This is a genomic window from Streptomyces sp. NBRC 110028, assembly GCF_001417735.1.
Classification (GTDB): Bacteria; Actinomycetota; Actinomycetes; order Streptomycetales; family Streptomycetaceae; genus Streptomyces.
In genome coordinates, this window is the sequence record NZ_BBUZ01000063.1 from 1 (window position 1) to 26,617 (window position 26,617).

The 26,617-nt window shown below is 70.7% G+C and carries 19 protein-coding genes and 4 pseudogenes; 18 read left to right on the forward strand and 5 right to left on the reverse strand.

The window, feature by feature from the left end:
- The 3 genes from ASC60_RS37165 to ASC60_RS37180 form a co-directional block, all read left to right on the forward strand.
- The coding region (locus ASC60_RS37165) for an integrase core domain-containing protein (RefSeq protein ID WP_159043398.1) at nt 1-563 on the forward strand (563 nt) is incomplete at its 5' end.
- Nucleotides 564-891: 328 nt separating this feature from the next.
- On the forward strand, nt 892-1,302 hold the full coding sequence (locus ASC60_RS37170) for a hypothetical protein (protein WP_055558148.1): 411 nt from the start codon (nt 892-894) through the stop codon (nt 1,300-1,302).
- Between the two features lie 91 nt (nt 1,303-1,393).
- On the forward strand, nt 1,394-4,228 hold the full coding sequence (locus ASC60_RS37180; protein ID WP_107097264.1) for a SpoIIE family protein phosphatase: 2,835 nt from the start codon (nt 1,394-1,396) through the stop codon (nt 4,226-4,228).
- Nucleotides 4,229-4,548: 320 nt separating this feature from the next.
- On the opposite strand, the gene ASC60_RS37185 is transcribed toward ASC60_RS37180, so the two are convergent.
- Nucleotides 4,549-6,060: an alpha/beta hydrolase gene (locus ASC60_RS37185; RefSeq protein ID WP_234357299.1), complete on the reverse strand. Its 1,512-nt coding sequence runs from the start codon at nt 6,058-6,060 to the stop codon at nt 4,549-4,551.
- A gap of 101 nt (nt 6,061-6,161) precedes the next feature.
- Between ASC60_RS37185 and ASC60_RS37190 the strand changes: the two genes are divergently transcribed.
- The 11 genes and pseudogenes from ASC60_RS37190 to ASC60_RS37240 all read left to right on the forward strand — a co-directional run.
- Entirely contained in the window at nt 6,162-7,418 is a 1,257-nt protein-coding gene (locus tag ASC60_RS37190; RefSeq protein ID WP_199831164.1) for an ATP-grasp domain-containing protein, read from the forward strand.
- The gene (locus ASC60_RS37195; protein ID WP_234357300.1) at nt 7,415-8,296 is read left to right on the forward strand and encodes a Rossmann-like domain-containing protein; all 882 of its coding nucleotides are present in this window, start codon (nt 7,415-7,417) and stop codon (nt 8,294-8,296) included. The genes ASC60_RS37190 and ASC60_RS37195 overlap by 4 nt, the downstream gene beginning before the upstream one ends.
- Complete coding sequence (locus ASC60_RS37200; protein ID WP_055558152.1) at nt 8,293-9,414, forward strand: PLP-dependent cysteine synthase family protein; 1,122 nt, start codon at nt 8,293-8,295, stop codon at nt 9,412-9,414. The genes ASC60_RS37195 and ASC60_RS37200 overlap by 4 nt, the downstream gene beginning before the upstream one ends.
- A complete protein-coding gene (locus ASC60_RS37205; RefSeq protein WP_055558153.1) occupies nt 9,411-10,472 on the forward strand; it encodes a dipeptide epimerase in 1,062 nt (353 codons plus the stop codon). Before ASC60_RS37200 ends, ASC60_RS37205 begins: the two co-directional genes overlap by 4 nt.
- Nucleotides 10,456-11,766 carry an MFS transporter gene (locus ASC60_RS37210; protein ID WP_055558154.1) on the forward strand — a complete coding sequence of 437 codons (1,311 nt, stop codon included), beginning with the start codon at nt 10,456-10,458 and terminating at the stop codon, nt 11,764-11,766. The genes ASC60_RS37205 and ASC60_RS37210 overlap by 17 nt, the downstream gene beginning before the upstream one ends.
- Nucleotides 11,763-12,587: a class I SAM-dependent methyltransferase gene (locus ASC60_RS37215; protein ID WP_055558155.1), complete on the forward strand. Its 825-nt coding sequence runs from the start codon at nt 11,763-11,765 to the stop codon at nt 12,585-12,587. The genes ASC60_RS37210 and ASC60_RS37215 overlap by 4 nt, the downstream gene beginning before the upstream one ends.
- Before the next feature lie 49 nt (nt 12,588-12,636).
- Nucleotides 12,637-14,256, forward strand: a complete 1,620-nt coding sequence (locus ASC60_RS37220) for an ABC transporter substrate-binding protein (protein WP_055558156.1) — start codon at nt 12,637-12,639, stop codon at nt 14,254-14,256.
- The gene (locus ASC60_RS37225) at nt 14,253-15,206 is read left to right on the forward strand and encodes an ABC transporter permease (protein ID WP_055558157.1); all 954 of its coding nucleotides are present in this window, start codon (nt 14,253-14,255) and stop codon (nt 15,204-15,206) included. Before ASC60_RS37220 ends, ASC60_RS37225 begins: the two co-directional genes overlap by 4 nt.
- 47 nt (nt 15,207-15,253) lie before the next feature.
- Entirely contained in the window at nt 15,254-16,129 is an 876-nt protein-coding gene (locus ASC60_RS43580; protein ID WP_055558158.1) for an ABC transporter permease, read from the forward strand.
- The gene (locus ASC60_RS37235; RefSeq protein ID WP_055558159.1) at nt 16,126-17,730 is read left to right on the forward strand and encodes an ABC transporter ATP-binding protein; all 1,605 of its coding nucleotides are present in this window, start codon (nt 16,126-16,128) and stop codon (nt 17,728-17,730) included. The genes ASC60_RS43580 and ASC60_RS37235 overlap by 4 nt, the downstream gene beginning before the upstream one ends.
- 365 nt (nt 17,731-18,095) lie before the next feature.
- Nucleotides 18,096-18,953: pseudogene (locus tag ASC60_RS37240) on the forward strand (integrase core domain-containing protein); the annotation flags it as partial.
- Nucleotides 18,954-18,993: 40 nt separating this feature from the next.
- Here the strand turns inward: ASC60_RS37240 and ASC60_RS41375 are convergent.
- A pseudogene (locus ASC60_RS41375) lies at nt 18,994-19,167 on the reverse strand (transposase); the annotation flags it as partial.
- A gap of 304 nt (nt 19,168-19,471) precedes the next feature.
- Here ASC60_RS41375 and ASC60_RS44310 point away from each other — a divergent pair.
- A pseudogene (locus ASC60_RS44310) lies at nt 19,472-19,972 on the forward strand (integrase core domain-containing protein); the annotation flags it as partial.
- Between the two features lie 597 nt (nt 19,973-20,569).
- Nucleotides 20,570-20,875 (forward strand): hypothetical protein, encoded by a 306-nt coding sequence (locus ASC60_RS37255; protein WP_234357301.1) that lies wholly within the window; start codon nt 20,570-20,572, stop codon nt 20,873-20,875.
- Nucleotides 20,876-21,213: 338 nt separating this feature from the next.
- Here the strand turns inward: ASC60_RS37255 and ASC60_RS40360 are convergent.
- A pseudogene (locus ASC60_RS40360) lies at nt 21,214-21,297 on the reverse strand (DUF664 domain-containing protein); the annotation flags it as partial.
- Here ASC60_RS40360 and ASC60_RS42460 point away from each other — a divergent pair.
- Nucleotides 21,259-21,459, forward strand: coding sequence for a hypothetical protein (locus ASC60_RS42460; protein ID WP_199831165.1), 201 nt, complete (start codon nt 21,259-21,261; stop codon nt 21,457-21,459). The pseudogene ASC60_RS40360 and the gene ASC60_RS42460 sit on opposite strands and share 39 nt — an antisense overlap.
- 6 nt (nt 21,460-21,465) lie before the next feature.
- Nucleotides 21,466-22,554 carry an integrase core domain-containing protein gene (locus ASC60_RS37260; protein ID WP_063787287.1) on the forward strand — a complete coding sequence of 363 codons (1,089 nt, stop codon included), beginning with the start codon at nt 21,466-21,468 and terminating at the stop codon, nt 22,552-22,554.
- 612 nt (nt 22,555-23,166) lie between these two features.
- On the opposite strand, the gene cofC is transcribed toward ASC60_RS37260, so the two are convergent.
- Nucleotides 23,167-23,790, reverse strand: a complete 624-nt coding sequence (cofC, locus tag ASC60_RS37270; protein WP_234357302.1) for a 2-phospho-L-lactate guanylyltransferase — start codon at nt 23,788-23,790, stop codon at nt 23,167-23,169.
- Nucleotides 23,791-23,822: 32 nt separating this feature from the next.
- Complete coding sequence (locus tag ASC60_RS37275) at nt 23,823-26,387, reverse strand: bifunctional FO biosynthesis protein CofGH (RefSeq protein ID WP_234357303.1); 2,565 nt, start codon at nt 26,385-26,387, stop codon at nt 23,823-23,825.
- Nucleotides 26,388-26,617: the final 230 nt, after the last annotated feature.

The window sequence follows — 26,617 nt, forward strand, 5'->3', positions numbered from 1 at the left end:
CTCTTCTCGCCTGCGATCTTTTCGAAGTCCGCACGCTGACGGGGGCGCGCCTGTACGTCTTTGCTGTCATCGAGCACGCCACCCGCCGCATCCGGGTCCTCGGCGCCACGGCACACCCCACTGCGGAGTGGATCGTGCAGCTCGGACGCAATCTCCTCATGGACCTCGAGGACGCGGACAGCAAGGCGAAGTTCCTGATCCGCGACCGCGATTCCAAGTTCACAGCCGCCTTCGATGCCCTGATGACCGATGCCGGTCTCAAGGTCGTCACCACCGGCATGCGGATACCACGGATGAACTCGGTCATGGAGCGCTGGATACAGACCTGCCGCAGGGAACTCCTTGACCGGACCCTGATCTGGAACCAGAGCCACCTCCTCCACGCCCTGCGCGAGTACGAATTCTTCTACAACGAGCACCGCCCGCACAGAGCCCTGGAACAAGCCGCCCCATGCCGCCCGCTACCCACACCCCTCACCCAACAAGCCCAGCTCACCCACCTGGAAGTCCACAGACGAGACCGGCTCGGCGGAACGCTCCACCAGTACCAGCACGCCGCCTGAGCTGCGCAGATGATGTATCGGCACCCGCAGACTCCGTCGTCGGGCGGGGCGTCAACGTCGGCGCGTTCTGCTCCACGACGGGGCTGCGCTGCACCGGGCCGGTCATTGAACCGGCGATGGACGAGATCACGGTCACGCTCGACGGTCAGCGGATCGGTTCGGGGCAGACCAAGTTCGGTGCGGTCATCGGGGATGGGGTGGCGCTCCCGGCCGGTACGGTCCTGTCTCCCGGGACGCTGATCGGGCCGGGCTCGTCCGCTTCCTCGGCGCGGACCTGCGGGTCGGCACGGACGAGGCAACCGGCACCTTCACCGCGACGAGCCCCACCGTGCCCGGCCACCCGGTCCATGCCACCGCCCTGATCGAGGCGTACCTGCCGGGCCCGGACCTCGACCGCACCACGGACCCGCTGCTCCGCCACCTGCGCCACGGCGGCGCGCTCTTCGAGGAGGTCATCGCCGACACCGCGCACACCCACCGCTCCGGCCGCCTCACCGTCACGCCGGACGGCGGCCACGTCGTCGACCCCGGCGTCGGCTGTCCCCATCCCCGACGTATCACGCTCGGCGCCCCCACCAACAGCCGTGCCCTCGCCGCCTTCGCCCGGCCCCGTACCAACGCACCCGCCTTCCGGCAGAACGACGCGGGGGCCCGAGCCCTGCTGACGACACTGACCGGGCCGGCCGCGGCCGGCCACCGCCCGGAGCGCCCGGCGGCTCCGGTGGGCCTTGGAGGCTGACGTCCGAAGCCCGGCCGACACCGCACCGGTACATTCCGGAAACTGCCTATTCGGTAGCATTTAGGGGACTGTAACCCCGTAGGGTGGTGCTATGGACGGACGGCTGCGTCTGCTCACCACCGTGGGCGATGACGTCACTGAGAGTGACGCACTGCGTCTGGGTCTGCAACAAGCTGTGGCGGAGCTGAGCGGTCTCGGCGGAATGACGCATCATTTTATCCCGGATTCCGCCCTGATCCTGGTGTCGGTGGCGGGGCTGCCGCAGGCTCTCATCCGGCCCTGGGAGTTGCTCGACGTACATGACACCACGGCCCCGGCCCGCGCGGTCCGGACGGGCAGTGCGGTGTGCGTGCCCGCTGAGTCCCTCGCAGACTTCTGTCCAGGTGCCGGCTTGGCGGCTGTGCCGATTTTCGCCGGCGACCGCGTAATCGGCGCGCTCACCGTCCTGATGGGTGCGAAGTCGGAGCCGACTGGGGAGCAGTGGGACTTCCTGAAGGCTGTGGCGGTGTGGACCGGGAAGCGGATGAGCCAGGCGCCGCCGCTCGCCCAGCCGTCCCAGCATGGACAGCGCAGCAGCCACCTCTGGCAGGCATTGGAGGAGGCCAAGGTCGGCTCGTGGGAATGGAACCTCCGCACCGGCGAGATGTTCTTCGACGAGGCGGCCATGGCCATTTCCGGCTTGGACCCGGAAGAGTTCGTGCCCCATATCGAGAGCTGGGTGCAGATCGTCCACCCCGATGACCTGCCGGGGACGCTGGCCGAGGCCCGCAGGGCGATCCGTGAGCGGGGTGTGTACGACGCCGAGTACCGGATTCTTCGCCCGGACGGCACGTATGGCTGGACGCATGCCCGCGCCGCAGTCGTGCTCGATGACGAGGGCGAGCCGGCCCGGGTGGTCGGCATGTGGTGGGACAGCAGCGCGGTCGGCTCCACCCGGGACGCGCTGAGCCGCACCCTGCGCCACATGAGTGACGGCTTTCTCTCGGTGAGCGATGACTGGCGGATCGCCTTCGTCAACCTGGAGGCGGAGCGCATCCTGGGCTCCTCCGAGGAGGAGCTGATCGGCCGGGTCCTGTGGGAGCTGCCTGCCATACAGCAGATGCCCGGCCTCAAGGACCGTTATCAGAAGGCCGCGGAGGCGTCCGTGCCCACGGGCTTCGACGTCTGGACAAGCGGCACCGATCGCTGTTTCCACCTGCGGGTCGTCCCGCTCCCCGAGGGCACCACCTGCTATTTCACCGACGTGACCGAGAGCCGGAAGCGCGAGGCCGAAGAACAGGCTGCCGAGCGAGCCGCCGCCGAGCGGGCCGCCCGGATCACAGAGCTGACCGCGGCGTTGGCCAAGGCAGTCACGTCCCGGGATGTGGTGGACGCGGTCGCCCGGCGGGTGCTGAGGCCGTTCGGCGCCACCGGACTGCTCGTGCAGGCCGTCGCGGGCAACCGGGCGCACACCGTTGGAGCCGTCGGATACCGCCGGCCAATCCTCGACCAGTTGGAAAGACTGCCCCTCTCGGAACAGACGCCGGTCATGGAGACACTGCTCTCCGGCACGCCGCTGTTCATCTCATCCCCCGAGGAATACGCGGCACGCTACTCGGAGCTGGCCAGCAGGCCCCACGAAGTCGGCAAGCGGTCCTGGGCCTTCCTGCCCCTGACCACGTCCGGGCGCCCCTACGGTGTCTGCGTGATCAGCTTCGACCACACGCGTCGGCTGACCGCTGAGGAGCGCATTCTCCTCAACGCGATCAGCGGCCTGGTCTCGCAGGCCCTGGAACGGGCCCGGCTCTACGATGCCGAGCACAACCGTGCCCAGGAACTGCAGCGCGGACTGCTCCCACGGGAGCTGCCCTCGCTGCCCGCGTGCACCGCTGCGGCTCGGTACCTGCCGGCCGGGCAGAGCATCGATGTGGGCGGTGACTGGTATGACATGGTTCCGCTTTCGGCCGGTCAGGTCGCGCTCGTCATCGGCGATGTGATGGGACACGGCCTGTCCGAGGCGGCCACCATGGGACGGCTGCGCACCGCGGTCCAGACACTCGCCGACCTGGAACTGCCCCCTGAGGAGATCCTCGGGCACCTCAACGAGGTCGTCGGTTCCTTGGGGGAGGACTCGTACGCCACCTGCTTGTACGCCCTCTACGACCCGGCTACCCGGGTCTGCTCCTTCGCGTGCGCGGGACATCCGCCACCGGCGGTGATGCACCCCGACGGCACGGTGCTCTTCCCCGGGCTGCCCTCCAACCCGCCACTGGGTGTGGCCGACCCCCCGTTCGAGACGGTCGAGCTGACGATACCCGACGGCAGCCTCTTGGTCCTGTTCAGCGACGGGCTGGTGGAGTCGGCCGCCCGTGACATCGACGACGGCCTGGCCCAGCTCGCGCAGCTGCTGCGGACGGCCAGTGACACCGCCCAGGACACGGACCTGGAGCGGCTCTGCGACATCCTCACCGCCGGTCTGCTCCCCGCCGAACACCCGACTGATGACGACGCGGCGCTCCTGGTCGGTCGCCTGCACGCCCTGGCCGCCGACGAGGTCGTCTCCTGGCCGCTCCCCGAAGACCCGAAGGCGGCGGGTCTGGCCCGGGCGTACGTCCGGGAGCAGCTCTCCACCTGGAGCCTGGAGGACTTGGCGACGACCACGGAACTGCTGGCCAGCGAGCTGGTGGGGAATGTCGTACGCCACGCGAAGGGCCCAGTGCGGCTGCGGCTGCTCCGCACCGACTGTCTGGTCTGCGAAGTCTCCGACGGCAGCCTGACCACACCCCGGATCCGCCGCGCCCTGGAAACAGACGAGAGCGGCCGGGGCCTGCAACTCATCGCCGCGCTCTCCCACCGGTGGGGCACCCGCTACACGGCGACCGGCAAGTGCATCTGGACCGAGCAGTCGCTGCTCGGCGCTGGAGGCGATGCTCCGGCGGCATGGTGAGCCCGCCCGGCTGACAGCGGGTCCGGGTGTGGCCGGCCAGACGATTTCGCGCGCCGAGAAGACAGCGTGGGGTCGCTTTCCGGCTCAGCTACGGTGCCTGTCGGCCGAGAGGAAGTACTATCGGTCGGCGAAATGCCGAAAGGATGCCGTGGTGACATCTGAGGCATCGCGCTCCGCGACGACTCGTCGGTCTGAGGGTTCCTCCCTGTCCGGCCTGGGCCGAGCGTGCGGCAGCGCGGGCGGCGGGATCCGGTGCCGCGCCGCCCGGATCCCGCCACACCAGCCAAATGAAAACGCTTTTCAAAAGAGCTGGGCGTGTCTCACGGCGCCGAGGGCAGACCGGGCCCCGCACAGCGCACATCCGCCCTCGGCTCCGCCCCGTCGACGAGGTACGTGGCCACGGCGTCGTCCACGCAGGCGTTGCCACGGCTGGCGAACACGCCGTGGGAGTAGTCGTTGTCGAGGGTGATCAGGCGTGAACCCGGCAGGTGATGGCGCATGCGGCGCGCCCCCTCGATGGGCGTGACGGGGTCGTGGGCGGAGGCCACCAGCAGAGCGGGCGGCGCGTCGGGGCTGCCGAGCGGGGTGCGGCGGGCGGGGTGGTGGTGCCAGTAGGCGCAGGTGGACGCCTCCATGCCGGTGAGGACCGGCTGGGGGTCGAGGCGTCGGGTGCGGCGGATGTCCGTCACGATCCGCCGGGGTGTGGGGCCGGGGCCGTCGGCGCATTTGACGATGCGATTGGCCGCTTCGTAGTTGCGTGAGTCCGGGCCGGCGAAGTCCTCGTCGGGACGGAGTCCGGCGGGGCTGCCGTCGCGCAGGTAGCGGCGCAGACCGTCGGCGAGGCCCGCCCAGCGTTCGGTGCGGCCGAGGGCGCGGTACACGGCTCGGTCGAACTCCGCGGGACCGAAAGCGTTCACGGGGGCGGCGGTGAGTCCACCGCGTACGCGCAGGTAGGCCCGGCGTACGGCCTCCACGCTGCCGCCCAGGCGGAAGTGGTCCGGATGGGCGGCCGTCCAGGCGAAGAAGGTGTCGCGCTGCCGCAGCAGTGCCCGGCTCTGGATGACGTCGAAGTCGTACCAGTCCCAGGGCCCTACGACGCTGTCCAGGACCATCCGGCCCGTGCGCTGCGGGAAGGCGGCGGCGTAGGCGGCACCGAGGTAGGTGCCGTAGGAGACACCGAGGAAGTTGGTCTTCCGTTCGCCGAGCGCTGCGCGTATCGCGTCCATGTCGCGTGCGGTCTGGTCGGTGGACAGGTACGGCAGGGTGTCTTCCGCGCCCGCCGCGCAGTCGTCGGCCACACCTCGCAGCGATGCCAGATACTTCTCCTCCGCCGCCGGGCCAACGGGTACGGGATCCGCTCCGGGGCTGCGGAAGAGGCCGCCCATCGGGCCGCAGTCGACGGGTGCGCTCCGGCCGACGCCGCGCGGATCGAAGCCGATGACGTCGTACGAACGGCGCACGCTCCCGGGGAGCTTGGCCCGCTTGGTGACCGCGTAGGGCAGCCCGGAGCCGCCCGGCCCGCCGGGGTTGACCAGCAGGGCGCCGCGCCGCTCGGCGGGGGTGCCGGAGGCACGGACGCGCGAGACGGCTATGTCGATGCGCGGTCCACGGGGGTGGTTCCAGTCCAGCGGCACGCTCAGCCGCCCGCACTCGACGCGCTCCGGGGCGGGCGGCTCGGGTACGGATGCGGGGCAGGCGCCGAAGCGGAGCACGGGTGCCGAACCCGCGGAGGAGACAGGGGCGGCGGACTGGGCGGGCGCGGCGGGGCCGACCGTCGTGGCGATGGCCGTCAGGGCGCACAGCAGTGCCGTGCGGTGCATGGGTGAGGTCACAACGTTTTCTTCCTCGGGACTTCGTTCCATCAGGTGACAATGAAAACGATTATCGATAGCGTGCCCGCGACGGTATCCCACACGACTGGAAAAGGGGAGCTGTGGCTCATCTGTTGGTGGTCGAGAGCTGGGTCGGGTCGATGAGCCGACTGCTGCCACGGGCGATACGCGAGGGTGGGCACGAGTTCACCTTCCTCACCCGCGATCTGCACCACTACCTGCGTTCCGCTCCCGAGGGCGCGGCGCACCCGCTGCTCGGGGCGCGCAACGTGATCACCGCGGACACCAATGACACCGAGGCGCTGCTGCCGGAGGTCGAACGGCTGCACGCGGTGTTCGGCTTCGACGGGGCGATCACCTCCTGCGACTACTACCTGCCGACGGTCGCGCGGATCACCGGGCACCTCGGCCTGCCGGGGTCGAGGCCGGAGGCGGTCGAGAACGCCTGCCGCAAGGACGCCACCCGTCGCGCCCTGTCCGACGCCGGGGTGCCCGGGCCCCGCTTCGCCGTGCACGAGGAGTGGGCGGACATCGCGCGGGCCGCGCGGGAGATCGGCTACCCGCTGGTCGCCAAGCCCGTCGACCTGTGCGCGGGCATGTACGTACGGCGTGTGGACGACGAGGCCCAACTCGCCGCCGCCTTCGCGGCGTTGGACGACTTCCCGGTCAACGCGCGCGGGCAGCGACGCACGCCCACGGTCCTGCTCGAAGAACTGCTGGACGGCCCCGAGGTGAGCGTCGAGACGGTGTCGCACGGGGGTGCGGTCCATGTGGTGGGCGTGACCGACAAGAGCATCGGCGGGGCGCCCGCGTTCATCGAGACCGGACACATGTTTCCCGCCGCGCTGACGGCCGCCGACACGGAGGCCGCCGAGCAGACCGCGTTGAGCGCGCTCAAGGCGCTCGGGCTGGTGGACGGCGTGGTGGCGCACACCGAGGTCAAGCTGACCTCCGCCGGGCCGCGCGTGGTCGAGGTCAACCCGCGCCCCGCCGGGAACCGCATCACCGAACTCGTCCGCCACGTCACCGGCATCGACCTCGCCGCCGCCTGCGTGGACGTCAGCCTCGGCCGCGCCCCCGATCTGCGGCGCACGGACACCGGACTGCGCAGTGCCGCCATCGGCTTCCTCGTGCCGGAGCGCACGGGCACGCTCGCCTCGCTGGACGGCGACCCGTTGCGGGACGCTCCCGGCGTGCTGGAGGTCCAGCTCGCGGAGCCGGGCAGGCAGGTGAAGGCGGCGGGCAGCAACAACGAGTACCTCGGACACGTGATGGCCGGGGACCCGGACGGGGTCGGAGCCCGGAAGCGGGTCGAGGCGCTGCTCGCCGAGGTGCGGTCCGGACTGGTGATCCGATGACCGCCGGCACCTCCGACATATCCGTCGGCAACACCGCCTGGGCCTCTTCCGTGGTCCGCGGGGCGACGTACGACGATCTCGTGAGGCGGGTCCGCTCCGGCGAACTCGGACCCGACCCGCGTACCCGGCGGATCGCCGTGGCCTTCACCACGCGGCAGGCCGTACGGCACGACGGGCGCGGCACCGGCTACCGCAACGAGGTGCTCAGCCTGCGGCTCGCCGAGGCCGTCGGCTCGTGCGCGGTCGAGCCCGGCGCCCTGCCCGACAGCGCCGTGGAGGAGTGCGTCGGCGCCGATGTGGCCGGGCTTCTGGACCATCCGCTGCTTCCGGTGCGGGTGGCCGCGCTCGACGCCTACCTCATGCACATCGCTCCGCACACCCCGGAGCACGGGGCCCGTCCGGTCGCGCTCCCCGCCGGGACGTCGCTGGAGAAGTCCCGGGCGCGGGCGCGGGCCGTCGTCGAACTGCTCGACCAGCCGCCGGGGGCGACGGTGCTCGTGATCGGCGTCGTCAACTCCCTCCTGGAGGCGCTGCGTTCGCACGGAATCGGCTATGTGCCGTGCGACCTCAAGGGTGGGGTTACGGAGTGGGACGAGCCGGTCGTCACCGACGCGCTCGCCGAGGCCGCCCGCTGCGACGCGCTGCTCGTCTCCGGGATGACACTCGGCAACGGAACCTTCGAGCCGCTGCGCGAACACGCGCTGCGGAACGGCAAGCGGCTGGTGCTGTTCGCGCAGACCGGCAGCGCCGTACTGCCCCGGCTCCTGGGGCACGGGGTGAGCGCGGTGTGCGCCGAACCGTACCCGTTCTTCTGGCTGGACGGCGGTCCCGGCACCGTCCACCACTACCGGGCCGACCGCCCCGGAGGTGCCCGGTGACCGCGACAGCCGTCCGTCCCACAGCCCGCCGGGAACTGCTCGCCCTGCTCGGCCGTACGCCCATGGTCCGCATCGCCTCCGACCTGCCGGGGCCACACCCCGGCTTCTGGGCCAAGCTCGAAGGGCTCGCGGCGGGCGGTATGAAGGCGCGGGCCGCCGTGTCCATGCTGCTGGGCGCCAGCGAACGGGGCGAACTGCGCCCCGGCGCACCGGTGGTGGAGTCCACCTCCGGCACCCTCGGCATCGGGCTCGCCTTCGCCGGACAGGCCCTCGGCCACCCCGTGGTGCTGGTCGGCGACAGCGAACTGGAACCGTCCATGCGCCAGTTGCTGCGCGCCCACGGAGTGCGGCTGGAGCTGGTGGACCGTCCGGCGGAGAGGGGCGGCTGGCAGGCCGCCCGCCTCGCCCGGCTGCGGGAGCTGCTCGCCGAACTGCCCGGCGCGTACTGGCCCGACCAGTACAACAACCCCGACAACACCGCCGGCTACGCGTCGCTGGCCGCCGAACTCGCCGCCCAGCTCGACCACCTGGACGTCCTGGTGTGCAGCGTCGGCACCGGTGGCCACAGCGCGGGGATCATCGGCCCGCTGCGGCGGCACTGGCCCGCGCTCCGGCTGGTCGGCGTCGACGCCACCGGCTCCACGATCTTCGGTCAGCCCGCGCGGCCCCGTCTGATGCGCGGGCTGGGCAGCAGCATCCACCCGCGCAACGTCGCCCACGACGCCTTCGACGAGGTCCACTGGGTCGGCCCGGCGGAAGCCGTGGACAGCTGTCGCCGGCTCGCCCGGGGGAGTTTCGTCAGCGGCGGCTGGAGCACCGGCGCGGTCGCGCGGGTCTCCGCCTGGGCCGCCCGCGTCCACCCCGGGGCGGTCGTCGCCACCATCTTCCCCGACGGCCCGCACCGCTACCTCGACACCGTCTACGACGACGACTTCGCTGCCGCCCACGGCCTCGACCCGGCCACGGCGGCCACCCGGCCCGTCGAGATCCCGCACCCCGGCGCGGCCGAGGCCACCGGCTGGACGCGATGTACGAGGGTCACCGACCCGTTGACTGCCGACCTGCTGTGGCCCGCCCCACCGGGGGCCGTCCCCCACCACCCGGAAGAAAACCTGTGAAAGCCAGCCAGCGCACCATCCGTCTGAACCTCACCGAGCCGCTGCGCATCTCACGCTCGACGATGGCCGCCCGCGACGCGGTATGGCTCAGCGTCGAACACGACGGGGTCAGCGGCCACGGCGAGGCCGTCACCAGCGTCTACTACGGCCTCGATGCCGAGACCCTGCGACGACTCCTCGCGGCCGTCGGCACGGACCTGGGCCGCTTTCGCCACCCCGAGAGCGCCCTGGAAGCCCTGCGCACGTGCGAGCTGCCCGGGGCGAGCACTCCTCCGGCCGTGACCGCCGCCCTCGACGCGGCGCTCCTGGACCTGGTCGGCAAGCGCGGGGGCACCCCCATGCACCGCCTCCTCGGCGCCCCCGAACCTCCCGTCGCCGCCACCGCACGCACCATCGGCATCACCTCGCCGGGCCGTGCCGCGGCCGAGGCCCGCCGCCTCGCCGCGCGCGGCTTCGAGGTCCTCAAGGTCAAGGCGGGAACCCCCGACCCCGAGGACGATGTGGAGCGCGTACGCGTCATCCGCGACGCGGCACCCGGTGTCCGGCTGCTCCTCGACCCCAACGGCGCCTGGACCGTGGCGCAGGCCATGGCGCTGCTGCCGCGCTTCGCCGAACTCGGTGTGGAGGCCGTCGAACAGCCCCTCGCACCAGGCCACCCGGACGCACTGGGAACTCTCGCCGAGCGCTCCCCCGTGCCGATCATCGCCGACGAGGACGCCGTGGGCCTGGAGGACGTACGCCGTCTTGCCGGACGTGTCCAGGGCGTCAACGTCAAGCTCGCCAAGTGCGGCGGTGTGCACGCCGCCCTGCGCATCGCCGAGGCGATCGAGGGCAGCGGCACCGCGCTGATGCTGGGCTGTCTGACCGCCAGCAGCCTCGGCCTGGCGCCCGCTGTCCACCTCGCCGACCGCGCCCGCTGGGCCGACCTCGACGGACACCTGCTGCTGGCCCACGACCCGTGGTCGGGCATCGGCGGCGCCGACGGATTCGTCCGCGCGAACACCGCTCCCGGGCTCGGAGTCCAGTTGCGGGAGGTGAGCCGTGAAGACGTGGCATGAGATGCGCCGCTTCCCTGTCGCGATCCAGCTGCTGCTGGTCAACCAGCTCGGCGTCAACACCGGCTTCTACCTGCTCATCCCCTACCTCGCCACCCACCTCGACGAGAACCTGGGCATGTCGGCCGCCGTCGTCGGCATCGTCCTCGGCGTGCGCAACCTGAGCCAGCAGGGCCTGTTCATCATCGGTGGCTCCGCCGCCGACCGGCTCGGCGCCCGCGGCGTCATCATCGCCGGATGCGCCCTGCGCACGGTCGGGTTCGCGCTGTTCGCGCTCGGCGACAGCCTCGCCGTCCTGATCGCCGCGTCCGTGCTCAGCGGGTTCGCCGGGGCGCTGTTCAACCCCGCCGTGCGTGCCTACATCGCGCAGGAGGCGGGAGAGCGCAAGGCCGAGGCGTTCGCCCTGTTCAACGTGTTCGCCACGACGGGCGCGTTGATCGGCCCGCTGCTCGGCAGCGCGCTGCTCCTGGTGGACTTCCGTACCTCGGCGCTCACCGCCGCCGCGATCTTCGCGGTCCTCACCGTGGCGCAGGCCCTGGTGCTGCCCGCGCGCGAGGTGGAGCCGAGCAAGGGCACGGTGCTCGCGGACTGGCGCGAGGTGCTCGGCCACCACGCCTTCCTGGCCTTCGCGCTCGCCATGGTCGGCATGTTCACCCTGGAGAACCAGCTCTATCTGCTGCTGCCCGACGGAGCACGCCGGGCCACCGGCTGGGACGGAGCCGCCGGGCTCGTCTTCCTCGTCGGCACCCTCGCCAACCTCACGCTCCAGCTGCGCATCACCCGCGCCCTGAAGGTGAGCGGCAACCGGGCGCGTTGGATCACCGTAGGGCTCGGCCTGATGGCGCTGGCGTTCCTGCCGCCCGCGCTGGTGGCGGGCGGCTCCGGCGGACCGGACGGCGTCGCCGACGCGGTACTGCGCGCCCTGCCCGTGCTGGTCGGGGCCCTGCTGCTCTACCTCGGGGTGATGGTCGCGCAGCCGTTCGTGATGGAACTCGTCCCCGGCTTCGGACGGCCCGAGCTGACGGGCACGTACTTCGGCATCTTCTACGTGGTCTCGGGCATCGCCGCCGCCCTCGGCAACGCCGTCGTCGGCTGGGCCATGGACGCCGGCGAGCGGGGCGACGCGGACTGGCTGCCCTGGGCATGCTGTGCGCTGTTCGGGCTCGCCTCCGCCCTCGGCGTGGCCTGGCTGCACCGGCTGGGCTCACTGCCGACGACACCGAAGCGCGCCGCACCGGCCGTGGTATCCGGCCACCCCGGACACGGTGTGACGAAGGAGACGAAGGAGACGACATGACGACCACCACGGCGGGCTCGGGCGCGCACAATCTGCTCACCGACAACCCCGAGCTGTACGAGGCAAGGTTTCCCGATCCTGATCGGCTGGCCGCCCGATGGACGGAGGACTGCCTGCGCCGGCACGGCGCCGGACCACGCGTCCTGGACCTGGGCTGCGGCACCGGCCGCGACGCCGCCCACCTCCACGGCGCGGGCCGCGACGTGACCGGGGCCGATCTCTCCGAGACGATGCTCACGCACGCCCGCAGGCACCACCCGGGGCCCGCGTACGTCCGCGCCGACCTGCACGGGTTCGACCTGGGGCAGGGTGTGTCCGACGCGGTGGTGTGCCTGGACAGCGCGCTGCTGTACTGCCACACCAACGCCCAGCTCGACGGCTTCCTGTCGTCCTGCCAGCGCGCCCTCGTCCCGGGCGGGCTGCTCGTCGCGGAGATGCGCAACGGCGCCTACTTCCTCGGCCGTACGGACCTGCTCGACGCACCTGCGGTCGGTGAGTTCACCTGGCAGGGCACCGCTTACCGGTCCACCACCACGCTCACGGTGGACCGCACGGCCCAGCTCCTGCGCCGTACCCGCGTATGGACCGCGGATGACGGATCCGCGCCCGTGGAACAGCACTCCGCGTGGCGGCTGCTCTTCCCGCAGGAACTGCGCCATCTCCTGGCCGCGCACGGCTTCGAGGTCCTGGAGCTGCACGACGGACCGGGCCCGCGCACCGAGCCGCCCTGGCGCGAGGGCCACTCCCCCGGCCGTACGACCGACGCCGACCGGCTGCACGTGGTCGCCCGCGTCACCGAGCCCGCCCCCTCGGCTTCCTGAGGGCCGCCCCCGCGTCTTGTCGCCACTTCTCACACCCCGAGGACTCCCCATGCATGACGAACCCGCCGGCCACCTTCCCCCCGTGGGCGATCAGTTGGACGAGCACCACTTCCCCGGCCTGCGCCGCCGCGGCTTCCTCGCCGCCGCCGGTGCCGCGTCACTCGGCGCGTTCGCGCTCACCGGATGCGGCGGCACCGACGACACCCCGGGAGGGGACGGCAGCGCCGGTCCCCCCCGGCGCGGCGGACGGCTGCGCGCCGCGTTCGCCGGCGGTGGCGCGAGCGAGACCCTCGACCCGCACCTGACCAACCTCTTCGCCGACGCCGCCCGCGCGAAGGCCCTCTACGACAAGCTCGCCGACTACGACGCCGACCTGTCCGCCCAGCCCCGCCTCGCCGAGAAGTGGGAGGCGAACAAGACCCTGGACCGCTGGCAGGTCACCCTCCGCAAGGCCACGTTCCACGACGGCAGGCCGGTCACCGCCAAGGACGTGCTGCACAGCTACCGCCGCATCGCCGATCCCCAGAAGGCGTTCCGCGCCAAGGCGTCTCTGGAACCCATCGACCTCGACGCGAGCCGCGCGACCGGCGAGCGGGGCATCGAGTTCGTCCTCAAGCGGCCCACCGCCGAATTCCCCAACGTCCTGGCCTCGTTCGGCGCGTACATCGTGCCGGAGGGCGCCACCGACTTCGACAAGAAGCCGATCGGTTCCGGCCCGTTCCGTTTCGTGTCCTTCTCTCCTGGCCGGTCGGCCGTCTTCCGCCGCAACGAGGACTACTGGGACGGTGCCCCGCACCTCGACGAGCTGGAGTTCGTCATCGCCAACGAGGAGTCCGCCCGGGTCAACGCCCTGCTCGGCGGGCAGGTCGAGTACGCCCACGAACTCAACCCCACCACCGCCCGCGCCCACGAGGGCAAGGGGCAGATCACCGTCATCCGGCTCCGGGGCAGCGACATGCAGGGCTTCGCGATGAAGACCGACCGGACCCCCTTCGACGACAAGCGGGTGCGCCAGGCGTTCTTCCTGATCGCCGACCGGAAGGAACTGATCGACGGCGCCCTGTCGGGCGCGGGGGTGATCGGCAACGATCTGTTCGGCAAGGGCTACGAGTACTACGCCGACGGCCTCCCGCAGCGCGAACAGGACCTCGGCCGGGCCCGTGCCCTGCTGAAGGCGGCCGGTGCCGAGAAGCTGAAGGTCACCCTCGACACCTCGGCGGTGGCCACCGGGTTCACCGAGGCCGCGAGCATCTTCCGCGACCAAGCCGCGAAGGCGGGCGTCACCATCAAGGTGAAGACGGGCAGCAAGGACTCGTACTGGAGCGACATCCTGGACGGGGGCACCCTGTGCTCCTACCGCTCCGGCGCCATGCCCATCGAGGCCCACATCTCCCAGCGGCTGCTCATCGACTCCAGCACGAACGCCACCAAGTGGCACCACAAGGACTTCGACGCGCTCTACCAGCGGGCCCAGTCCACCCCGGACAAGGCCGACCGCGCCGCCGTCTACGAGCGCATGCAGCGCCGCCTGTACTCCGAGGGCGGCTTCCTGGTGTGGGGCTTCGCCGACTCCATCCTCGGAACCGCGCGTAACGTCAAGGGGGTCGAGTCCAGGGCCCCCGCCAACACCCTCGACTGGGCGCGCTTCGACAAGGTGTGGCTCGCATGAGCCCACTGCGATCCTTCGTCGCCCGGCGGCTGCTTCTCGGCGTCGCGCAGACCGTGGCCGTGGTGCTGCTGGTCTTCGCGCTCACCGAGGCGCTGCCGGGCGACGCCGCGGTCGTCCTGGCCAGCGACCAGCCCGACCCCGCGCGCATCGCCGCCATCCGTGAGTCCCTGCACCTGGACCGGCCCGCCTACGAGCGGCTGGCCGACTGGGCCGTGGGCCTGCTCCACGGCGACCTCGGAACCTCGCTCACCTCGGGCCGCCCGGTCAGTACGTACATCGCCGACGGCTTCGGGCCGACCCTGCTGCTGGCCGCGCTCGCCGTGGCGCTGCTCGTTCCGGCCGGTTTCGGCCTCGGGGTGCTGGCTGCCCGGTACGAAGGCCGCCTGGTCGACCGGCTGATCAGCTCCGTGACGCTCGCCGTGTACGCGGTTCCCGAATTCGCCCTCGGAAGTCTGCTGGTGACCGTCCTCGCGCTCCGGCTGGAATGGCTGCCGCCGACCGCCGTCGGCTACGGCACCGACCTGCTGGGCCACCCCGCCGCGCTCGTGCTGCCCGTGCTCGTCCTGCTGTCCCGGCCGGTATGCTCGCTGTCCCGGCTGGTGCGCGCCGGCATGGTCGACGCGCTCGCCTCCCCGTACGTGGCGCAGGCCCGTCGCTACGGCGTCTCCGGAGCCAAGGTCCGTTACGCCCACGCCCTGCCGGTCGCGCTCGCTCCCGCCGCCCAGCAGTTGGCCCGCACCATCGACTGGCTGCTGTGCGGGGTCGTCGTCGTGGAGGCCCTGTATGTGATCCCGGGCCTCGGGACCGTGCTGCTGAACGCCGTCGCCGAGCGGGACGTGCCCGTGGTGCAGGGTCTCGCCGTCGTCTTCGGCGTCCTGACCGTCGTCCTCAACCTGGGTGCCGATCTGGTGACCCATCGGCTGGCGCCCCGGGCGGGGGTGGCCGCGTGAGCTTCCCTCCCGTCGCGGAGCGCGCTCCGCGTGAAGGCGGCCGCCCCATGCCGGTGCCCGGCCATGAGGCGAAAGGGCGTACGGGCCGTTTCGTGATCGGCCTCGCCGTCATCGCCGTACCCCTCGTACTCGCCCTCCTCGGCCCGCTGTTCGCGGGCGCCCCCGGTCCGCGGGCCGCGTCCCTCACCCTCGGCGACGGCCACTGGCTCGGCACCGACTTCGTCGGGCGGGACGTGTGGCAGCAAGTGCTGCACGGCGGGCGTCCGGTCGTGCTGACCGCGCTCGGCGCGACCGCACTGTCCTATCTGGTCGCCCTCCCGGTGGGCCTGGTCTGCGCGCTCACCCACCACCGCTGGCTGGAGGAGCTGCTGATCCGGCCCCTGGACGTGCTGCTCGCCGTGCCGTCGCTGCTGCTGATCCTGCTCGTCGCCTCGGTGTTCTCCCCCGGCGCCGTCGGCCTCGCCCTGCTGGTCGCGCTGGTCAACGTGCCCGACGCGGTCCGTATCGTGCGGGCCGCCGCGGCCGAGGCTGCCGCCCGCCCGGCGGTCGAGGCCCTGCGCATGCAGGGCGAGACGTGGTGGCGCATGGCCGTCGGCTACGTCGGGCGCTCCATGCTGCGCACCCTGGCCGCCGACGCCGGCACCCGGCTGACCGGCGTGCTGTACCTGGTCGCCACAGCGGCGTTCCTCGGCGTCGGGGTCGCTCCGGACGCCGCCGACTGGGCGGTCATGGTCGACCGCAACCGCACCGGTCTGTTCGTCCAGCCGTGGGCCGTGGTCGTCCCCGCCGTACTGATCGTCGCCCTGACGATGGGCACCAACCTCCTCTTCGACGCCGCGCTCGCGGGCAGCCGACGGCACACCCGAAGCCGGGGCGAGAAGACCAGGACCAACCGGAACCGGGCAGGAGAGCCACGTCCGTGAACCATGACAACGACACCACAGACTCCGCCGCCCCCCTCGGCCTCGGCGCCCGGCCCGCCGCCGAGGTCCGCGGCCTTCGCGTGGAGATCGGCGGCAGGGCGATCGTCGACGGCGTGCATCTCAAGGCCCTGCCCGGCAAGGTCACCGCCCTGGTGGGCGCTTCCGGCAGCGGCAAGACCACCACCGGCCTCGCCCTGCTCGGCGAGTACCCGCCCGGCGCGCGGGTCGGCGGCGACGTCCGCCTGGCCGCCGAGGGTTTGGTCGGCTACATCCCCCAGCACCCGGCGGCCGTCCTCAACCCCGCCCGCCGAGTCTCCGCCCTCCTGACCGACATCGCCCGCTCCCAGGTACACCACCTTCCTCGCGCCCGGCGCCGGGCGGCGGCCCACGAACGTGTCCTGCGGGCCCTGGAGGAAGCCCAGATCCCCGGCGGCGAGGCCCTGCTGCGGCGCTACCCGCATCAGCTGTCCGGCGGCCAGCAGCAGCGCGTCGTCCTCGCCCAGGCGCTTCTGCTCGGAGCCCGCGTCATCGTCGCCGACGAGCCCACCACCGGACAGGACGCCCTGACCAAGCGCCGTATCGTCGACCAGCTGGCGGCCGTCGCCGCACGAGGCATCGCCGTCGTGCTGCTCAGCCACGACCTGGACATGGCCCGCGCCCTCGCCGACGATGTCCTGGTCATGCGCGCCGGGAGGATCGTGGAATCGGGCCCCGCCGAACGCCTGTGGAGCGCACCCCGCCACCCGTGGACACGCGAACTACTCACCGCTCAACCCGAGTTCACGCCCCCCGCCCCCTCAGCCGGAACCGGTGAGCCCGTCCTGCGGATACACGGCCTCACCGCCCGCCACCACGACGGCGGCGCCCATGGCCGCCCGACCACGGTGCTGCGCGTCCCCGAACTCAGCCTGCACCCCGGCGCGTGCCTGGCCGTCGTCGGCCGCTCGGGCAGCGGCAAGACCACGCTCGCCCGCTGCCTGGCCGGACTCCACCGGGACTACGAAGGGGAGATCATCCTCGACGACACCGATCTGCCCCGCACGCTGCGCACCCGCGACCGCGCGCAACTGGCGGCCGTGCAATACGTCTTCCAGGACTCACGCGCCGCCTTCGACGAACACCGGCCCGTCCTGCACCAGGTCGCCCGCACCGCGATACGCCTGCGCGGCACCGACAAGGACACGGCACGGCAGGAGGCCCTGGCCACCCTGACCCGCCTCGACCTGCCGGAGGAACTGGCCGACAGGCACCCCGGTCAGCTCTCCGGCGGCGAACTCCAGCGCGCCGCCCTCGCCCGCGCCCTGCTCGCCCGGCCCCGCGTCCTCATCTGCGACGAGATCACCTCCGGCCTCGACACGCTCAACCGCCGCGCCCTGCTGGAGCTTCTCGCTCAGTTGCTCCAGGGCCGCGAGGACCTTTCGCTGGTCCTCATCACTCACGATCTGGACATCGCGGCCCTCGCCCACCACATCGCCGTCCTCGACGCCGGAGAACTCGTCGAGCAGGGGACGGCCCCCCGCGTACTGACCGCGCCGGAGCACCCCTTCACCGTCTCGCTCATGGAGACCACGGCACGCCGGGAGGCGGGAACGGGACGGTGAGCGGTTCCCGAGAGGTCCAGGCTGCCCAAGAACGGCCGGTCGAGCGGCGGCGGCTCCGGTCGGGGAAACGGGGCCGGGGGACACCAGCGGCCGCCGGCGCACCGTCTCCTCCGTCTCCCAGTTGAGGTGAGCGACATGCCGTGGGGCGGGCGCCGCACGCAACCGGTCCGGAAGCGTGCCGTCCTCCGGCATTCCGGCGCGCAGCCACTCTCCCACGGCCTCCGCGTCGGCCTCGGTGACGAGAGGTCCGATACACACGACCGGCCCGCTGGGCCTACGGTCTGCCGTGCACGGCTGCACGGCTGCACAGCGGCGTGCACCCCACGTTGACGACGGCAGTCCACGAGCCGCTCCAGACACCCGGTCCTGACACGGTGCTGCGCTGGCATCGTGACCTTGCCAGGCGCCGCCATGCCGTCTTATCTCGGCCCAAGCGACCCGGTCGGCCCCGTACCGTGCGCTCCATCCGGATTCTGGTACTGCGCCTGGCGAGGGAGAATCCAAGCTGGGGCTACAGGCGCCTTCACGGCGAGCTGCTCGTGCTGGGAGTGAAGGTGGCCGCCTCGACCGTCTGGAAGATCCTCAAGGATGCCGGCGTCGATCCGGCGCCCGCCCGGAGCTCCAGCACGTGGACCGACTTCCTGCGTTCCCAAGCCGACGCCCTCCTGGCCTGCGACTTCCTTGAGACGGTCACCCTGTCCGGCGCCCGGATGTACGTACTCGCGGTGATCGAACACAGCAGCCGTCGCATCCGGATCCTGGGCGCCACCGCACACCCGACCACCTCCTGGGTCACACAGGCGGCGAAGAACCTGGTCATGGATCTCGAGGATGTCGGATGCCGGGCACGATTCACGATCAGAGACAGGGACGGGAAGTTCCCCGCCCTGTTCGACGCTCTCCTCAATGACACGGGCATCGAGGTCGTCCTCACCGGCATCCAGATGCCGAGAATGAACTCGATCATGGAAAGGTGGGTGCAGACCTGCAGACACGAGCTCCTGGACCGGACCTTGATCTGGAACCAGCGCCACCTCCTCCACGCCCTACGTAAGTTCGAGGAGTTCTACAACTCCCATCGACCACATCAGGGCATCGCGAACGCCCGACCGCTACACCCACTGCCCACACCAATCGACGATCCGGACAAGTTTCGCCACCTCGACATACGACGCCACGACCGCCTTGGCGGCATCCTCCACGAAGACAGACATGCCGCGTGACCTGCACGGACGAGGTATTCGGCAAGCGCACCCGTCAGGCCCGCCTCAGATCGGTGGTCAGCGGGCGGGCCAGCCGGAGCTGGACATAAGCCGCGACCACCAGCCACGTCCACCGATCAGCCGCCTCCGAGTTGCGGAGCCGAGGCTTCGTCCAGCCGAGCGTCTGCTTGAACAGGCGAAACGTGTGCTCCAGATCGATCCGGAGGAAGGACTGCCGATGGCGACGTAAGGCGGGTGGCAGGCGCCGTGCGAGAGCGGAGAGCACGGCACGATCAGCCCATGAGAGCCGCGGACGCTGGACCTGCCGACGAAGCACAGCGACCTCATGACGAAAGGCAAGGATCTCGGCGTTGTTCGCGGCGGTCGATCGGCCCAGCAAGAGGAGGCAGCCCAGCAGTCGGCAGAAGATCAGGTACAGCAGCCGCAGACCCACGATCACTGACATGCCCACACCTGCGCGATCGCAAAGCCCCAGGTCAGCTGCCATACGGCAATAAAGGCATCCTTCAGGGACTACACTGGTCTTCCTCGAGCACGGCACGCGCCGCCTCCACATCGCCGGCGTCACCGCTCATCCGACTGCGCAGTGGACGGCCCAGCAGGCCCGCAACCTCGCTCTTGAGGTGGACGTGCGCCTCGAGTCGTTGCGCTTCTTGATCCGCGACCGGGACAGCAAGTACACAGAATCCTTCGACGCGGTCTTCGAAGCTGAGGGCATCGAAACCGTCAGGACCGCCCCGCGGTCCCCGCGGATGAACGCGCACTGCGAGAGAGTCATCGGGACACTGCGGCGTGAACGCCTCGATCACGTGCTGATCTGGAACGAGACCCACGCTCGCCACGTCCTCGATGTCTACGCCCGGCACTACAACGGCCATCGCCCCCATCAGGCCCGAGGGCAACGTCCGCCCCTTACCGACAGCCGGACCGCACTATTGACCGACTCGAGTACTCCGCGACGGCTGCTCCAGACTCGCGTTCTCGGCGGCCTGATCAACGAGTACAGACATGCGGCCTGACCTGCCGCGACAGATTTCTGAACGGCACAGGGTCGGGGGCCGACAAGGGGTTCTTATGCCTCTTGATGCAGAGAGCATCCGGATCGATGGGGTGACCTCAGGGGCCTACGGTTGACGACAGCGCACAGGGGCGCGGTACGGCGCCGTAGGTCTACCGGGTCGGGTGACGGACGAATCGGACACCATTGACACGTCTGCGAGTTGGGAGCACGAGGGCTCCCCGTTGCTCCCAACCCGGAAACGGTTAAGGCCGCCTCCGCTACCCGCGGAAACGGCCTCCGACCTGCGAAAACGCTGGTCGGGACGACAGGATTTGAACCTGCGCCCCCTTGACCCCCAGCAGCGCGGCAACTCTCCGCGACGATTCGTACCGCACCGTAGCGCTCGGTCCAGAACCGTACCCCGCCCTTGCGCGCGCACGAAGAACACGGCAATCAGCCACTCCTCCACAGGAACAACCACGCCATGCGACGGCATGGAGCGAACAAGGGTCTCCCACGGCTACCGCCCCAGCGCGGTAAGGTACGACGAGCAAACCCTGCACTGGAGGTCATCGTGAGTGCGCAGCCAGACGGCCCGTATGGACCCCTGATCCTCATGCCCGACCTCACCCCTGACGCACTGCGCACGGCTGTCGCCCGGATCGCTCCCAGCAAAGTCCCTGCGCTCACTCAACACCTGTTCGAGGCGACCACAAACGCACAACAGACACAGAGCCTCGCGCCCCTGCGGGCCTTCGTCCACTCATGGACCGTGTTCGTCGCCATCGAGCGGCACCCGGAACGCGCCGCCCGCCTCCGTGAACTCGAGCAGATCGTCGATATGGCCGAACAGGACCCGACGGCGGCCATCCACGAAATTCAGCAGATCCGTAAGGCCGCGGAGGCCGAGGCGGGGCTGTGACCGACTAGACCTGGGAGTACAACCCGAGTGAGGAGTACGTCGCCGACGGACTTGCGCCAGGTGTCGTAGCAGAGGTCGAGCGACTGGCGACCGAACTCACCGCGCTCGGAATCGACGCGGCAAAGGTGGGTCGACCCTTCGACCGAGAAGGCGGACTCCGAGAATTCGACATTCTCGGCGGACGCGGCTTCATCAGCTTCCTCTCAGTACCACGCCATCACTGCATCTATATCTGCAACATCACCTGGTACGGATGACGTTGCTCTCGTTCCAGCGCCGTTGTTGAGGCCGCCGAGGATCCAGGTGGGCTCGATGCCTCGGGTGTGCAGTTCATGCGACTACTCGCCGACGGCTCCGTCAATCGCCTCGCGCAGTAGGTCGGCGTGGCCGTTGTGCCGCGCGTACTCCTCGATCATGTGGGTGAGGTGAAGGGGGTCAATATCTCGATCAGGCGGCTGATCTGGGTGTTTCTTGTGGATGGAGAAGTCGTTGGGGTTGTGGGTGTGGGTGCCGGGAATTATGTCACCCGGGCTGACCTGCTGGTTCGGATCTGCCAGACCTCAGCAGGCCGCGAGCCGTTCTGAAGCGGCATGCCGGTCGTGGTGATACAGCTGATCTACCTGCTCGCCTGCCAGACTTTCCGATGGCTTGCCCTGCTCGCCCGCTCGGATGCCTCGAAGGACACAGAGATTTTGATGCTCCGGCATCAACTCGCCATCGCACGACGCGCCCAGCCACGGCCGCGCTTCTCCTGGAGCGACAGGGCCGTCATGGCGGCACTGCTCCGGATCGTCAGCAAACAGCGGCGTACCCAGGTGGCCTTGCTGGTCTCTCCGCGGTCGGTCCTGCGCTGGCACGCACGGCTCATTGCCTGGAAATGGACCTACCCCTCCCGTCGGCCGGGCCGACCACCGAAACCAGAAGCCCTGCGACAACTGGTCGTGCGTCTGGCGCGGGAGAACCCGGGATGGGGATACCGCCGCATCCACGGTGAGCTCCTCGGCCTTGGACGTGACGTCGCGGCCTCCACCGTCTGGTCCATTCTGAAGCAAGCAGGGATCGACCCGTCGCCGCGGCGTGTGGACTGCTCCTGGACCGCTTTCCTCAAAGCCCAGGCCTCCGCGATCGTAGCCACCGATCTGTTCCACATCGATACGGTGTTCCTGCGGCGCTGGTTCGTGCTGTTCTTCATCGACCACGGCACCCGGCGGGTGCACATCGCCGGCATCACCCGACACCCGACCGGCCCCTGGATCACCCAGCAAGCGCGCAACTACCTCATGGACCTCGGCGACCATGCCAAGTCGATCAAGTTCCTCATCCGGGATCGCGGCGCCTACTTCACCGACAACTTCAACGCCGTCTTCCATGCAATCGGCGTGCACGTCCTTCCCGCACTGCCCCGGGTACCGCGGATGAACGCCATCGCGGAACGCTGGATCGGATCATGCCGACGCGAGGCGACCGACCGCATCCTGATCGCGGGAGAGCGCCACCTACGCCTCGTCGTCAGTGAGTACACAGATCACTACAACCAACACCGGCCACACCGAACCCTCGGACAACGGGCGCCGGACCGGCTCACCGAACCCGAACCGCCCACCGCCACCGACAACACTCGCGTCCTTCGACGCGATCGACTCGGCGGCCTCATCCACGAATACACCCAGGTCGCATAGGGTGACACCGTTTCCGGCACCCACACGCCCCGAACACCCTGGCAGCCGAGAGCGGCACCGCGACCGGGGGCGACCCAGAGAACACCGGCACCCCACCGGCCTCCACGGAGCAGGACGCGGACCCCGGCGAGGAGGCCGGGCCGGCTGCCGCGTGAATGGCCCCAAACAAGCGATCGACGCCTGCAGTGGTGGGCAGCGGATCTACCGGCCTGGCCTCCGGCTCGCGCTCGGCACGCGAGCGATGAACGCCACTGGCGCTGGAAGCATCGAAGCACCCCAATTCCGCGCTGAGACAGGCAGGTGGGGGCTTCGCCAGAGAACGGGCCGGACCGGCTCCTGCTTTGACAACGCCGCAGCCGAAAGCTTCTGGGCCGTGCTCAAGCCTACGATGGCGGCATACTGCTGAAGTCCCGCGCGCTGACGCTCCTTGAAGCGGATGACCGGTGCAAGGCTGTCCACCGCGTCTTGGACGTCTTCGCCGAGGCCGCTGAACTCGACCGTGAACTCGCCCAGCGGTGGGCCCGGTTCCATGCCGTCCAGGCTGCGTTGTCCGCCGTTCAGCCTCTTCCGGCTTCCGACACGGGAAACGCACTCCGCTCGCCGCGGCGCGACTCACTGGGGGAGATTCGCCCGCACCGCTGCGGTGTGCGTCCCCAGTCCCAAGGCAGCGGCCAGGGCGAGGTCTCCGGGTACGTCGATGTCCAGTCGGGCGCCAGGGACCCCGGAGTGCGCGATCTCGTAGGCGCCGTTTGCCGCATGCCGTGCGCGTGAGGCGCCTTCGAAGCCGGGCAGAAGGAATGACGGGTCCTGCGCGGTCAAGATCGTGGACCCATGGCCCCTATGGTCGGCGAGGACGGCACGAGGATGACGGCTGGCCTCGGCCAGAACACTCGCCAGTTCGTGCGGCTTCAACGCCGGGAGGTCTGCCGCGACTACGGCCACCGGGTCGGTACGGACACCGGCACCATGGCCGGCTGCGGCTGCGGCACCCAGGCGAGCGGCGGCGTTGAGACCGCCGACCGAGGCTTCGTGGATCCCTTCGGCACCGGCCCCGGCGGCGAGGGCGTGGGCCTCCGGATCAGCGGTCACGACGATCAGTCTGCACACCTCCGGGGTGTGGAGAATGGCGTCCATCGTGTCCAGGAAGACAGCCCGGGCGATGTCCCGCCTGGCGGCACCCGCCCACGACCCGAGACGGCTCTTGCCCAGGGCGAACGGCTTGACCGGCAACAGCACGGTCCAGCGGCTGCCTGGTGAGCCGGACATCATCACGCGTCCAGGACCGGGAGTAGCTCCGGGAGGTGCCCGTCGGATGCCTCGGCGGCCCGCCTGCGCTCCTCCGGGACCTCCCCGTACAGCGTGGTCCGCGGCCTGGCCGGGCGCCCCGCCGCCTCCGCCACCGAGACCAGGTCCCGGACCGACTTGTAGGAGCCGTAGGAGGACCCCGCCATCCGGGAGATGGTCTCCTCCATCAGGGTGCCGCCCAGGTCGTTGGCGCCGGACCGGAGCATATCGGCCGCGCCCTCTGCGCCCAGTTTGACCCAGCTCGTCTGGATGTTGGGGATGTGAGGGTGGAGCAGCAGCCGGGCCATGGCGGTCACCGCGCGGTTGTCGCGGACGGTGGGGCCGGGGCGGGAGATGCCGGCCAGGTAGACGGGCGCGTTGGTGTGGACGAAGGGGAGGGTGACGAACTCGGTGAAGCCGCCGGTCCGTTCCTGGATGCGGGCCAGGGTGCGCAGGTGGCCGAGCCAATGGCGGGGCTGGTCGACGTGGCCGTACATCATCGTGGACGAGGAGCGGATGCCCACTTCGTGGGCGGTGGTGATGACCTCGATCCAGGTGGCGGCGGGCAGTTTGCCCTTGGTGAGGACCCAGCGGACCTCGTCGTCGAGGATCTCGGCGGCCGTGCCGGGGACGGAGTCCAGGCCGGCCTCCTTAGCGGCGGTCAGCCACTCCCGGATCGACAGGCCGGTGCGGGTGGCGCCGTTGACGACCTCCATCGGTGAGAAGGCGTGCACGTGCATCCCGGGCACCCGGCTCTTCACCGCTCGGGCGATGTCGAAGTACGCGGTGCCCGGTAGGTCCGGGTGGATGCCGCCCTGCATGCACACCTCGACCGCGCCGACCTCCCAAGCCTGCTGGGCGCGGTCGGCGACCTGGTCCAGGGAGAGGGTGTAGGCATCGGCGTCGGTGCGGCGCTGGGCGAAGGCGCAGAAGCGGCAGCCGGTGTAGCAGACGTTGGTGAAGTTGATGTTGCGGGTGACGATGTACGTGACGTCGTCGCCGACCGCTGAGCTGCGTACGTCGTCGGCGACCCGGCACAGCGCGTCCAGCGCGGGCCCGTCGGCGTGCAGCAGGGCCAGCGCCTCGGCGTCGGTGAGCCGGGTCGGGTCTTCGGCGGCGGTGGCCAGCGCCTGGCGGACGTCGGTGTCGATGCGCTGGGGGACCATCCCGGGGGCGGCGGCCTCGCGCAGGGCGCCCCAGTCGCCGTACACCTCGTCGAAGTCGTCGCGGCGGTCGCCGGTGCGGCCCTCAGTGTCGATGGTGCGGTGCAGGTCGGTGCGGCCGGAGGCGGTGAACGCCTCATCGGGCTCCTGCCAGGGCCGCCCCTCCACCACCGCGGCCTCGCGGACGAGTCCGGTCTCCGGGTCGGCGAGGGCGGTGACGTGCGGGAGCAGGCGCGGGTCCAGCCAGGGCTCGCCGCGCCGGACGAACTCCGGGTAGACGCAGAGACGTTCCCGCAACTCGAAGCCGGCCGCGAGGGAACGCCGGGCTAGTTCCTCGACCTTCGGCCAGGGGCGTTCGGGGTTGACGTGGTCGATGGTGAGCGGGGAGACGCCGCCCCAGTCGTCGATGCCGGCACCGATCAGCCGCTCGTACTCGTCGTCCACCAGGTTGGGCGGCGCCTGGAGGCAGGCGGCGGGGCCCATGATGTGCCGGGCGACGGCCACCGTGGCGACCAGCTCGTCCAGTTCCGCGTCGGGCATGGCGCGCATCGCGGTGTCCGGCTTGGCGCGGAAGTTCTGGATGATCAGTTCCTGGACGCCGTGGTAGGCGCGGGCGACCCGGCGCAGTGCGAACAGCGACTCGGCGCGCTCCTCGTACGTCTCGCCGATGCCGATGAGGATGCCCGAGGTGAACGGCACCGAGGAGCGGCCGGCGTCCTCCAGGACCCGCAGCCGTACCGCCGGTTCCTTGTCCGGGGAGCCGTGGTGCGGGCCGCCGGGCTCCGACCACAGCCGGGTCGCCGTCGTCTCCAGCATCATGCCCATTGATGGCGCGACCGGCTTCAGGCGCTGGAAGTCGGTCCAGGTCAGCACGCCGGGGTTGAGGTGCGGCAGCAGGCCGGTCTCCTCCAGGACGCGGACGGAGATCGCCCGTACGTAGGCGAGGGTGTCGTCGTAGCCGTGCGCGTCGAGCCATTCACGGGCCTCGGGCCAGCGGTCCTCCGGCTTGTCGCCGAGGGTGATGAGGGCTTCCTTGCAGCCCAGCGTGGCGCCCTTGCGGGCGATGTCCAGGACCTCGTCCGGGGAGAGGAACATGCCGTGGTCGGCCCGGCGCAGCTTGCCGGGGATGGTGACGAAGGTGCAGTAGTGGCAGGTGTCGCGGCAGAGGCGGGTGAGAGGGATGAAGACGCTCTTGGAGTACGTGATCACGCCGGGGCGGCCGGCCGCTTCGAGACCCGCGTCGCGCACCCGGGCGGCGGAGGCGGCGAGGTCGACCAGGTTCTCGTCGCGCGCTTGGAGCAGCACGGCCGCCTCGGCGACGTCGAGGGCCACTCCGTCCCTGGCTCTTTTCAGCGCCCGGCGCAGGGAGTTCGCAGTAGGGGCCACGATCGGTTCTCCAGATCTCGTACGTGTCCGCGGGGCGAGCGGTTCCGCCTCGCGGGGGTTTTCCTGGTGGTGGGGCGGATCAGACCAGTGCCCGGACCGGCTTGTGGCCGGCGGACGACGCGGACGAGTCGTCCTTCTCGGCCTTGCGCTCGGCGGGTCCAGGGGCCGTGATGCGGCTCGGTGCTCCTGGCCCAGGGTGGGGTGGTGCTTGACCGGCCAGGTGGAGTTCG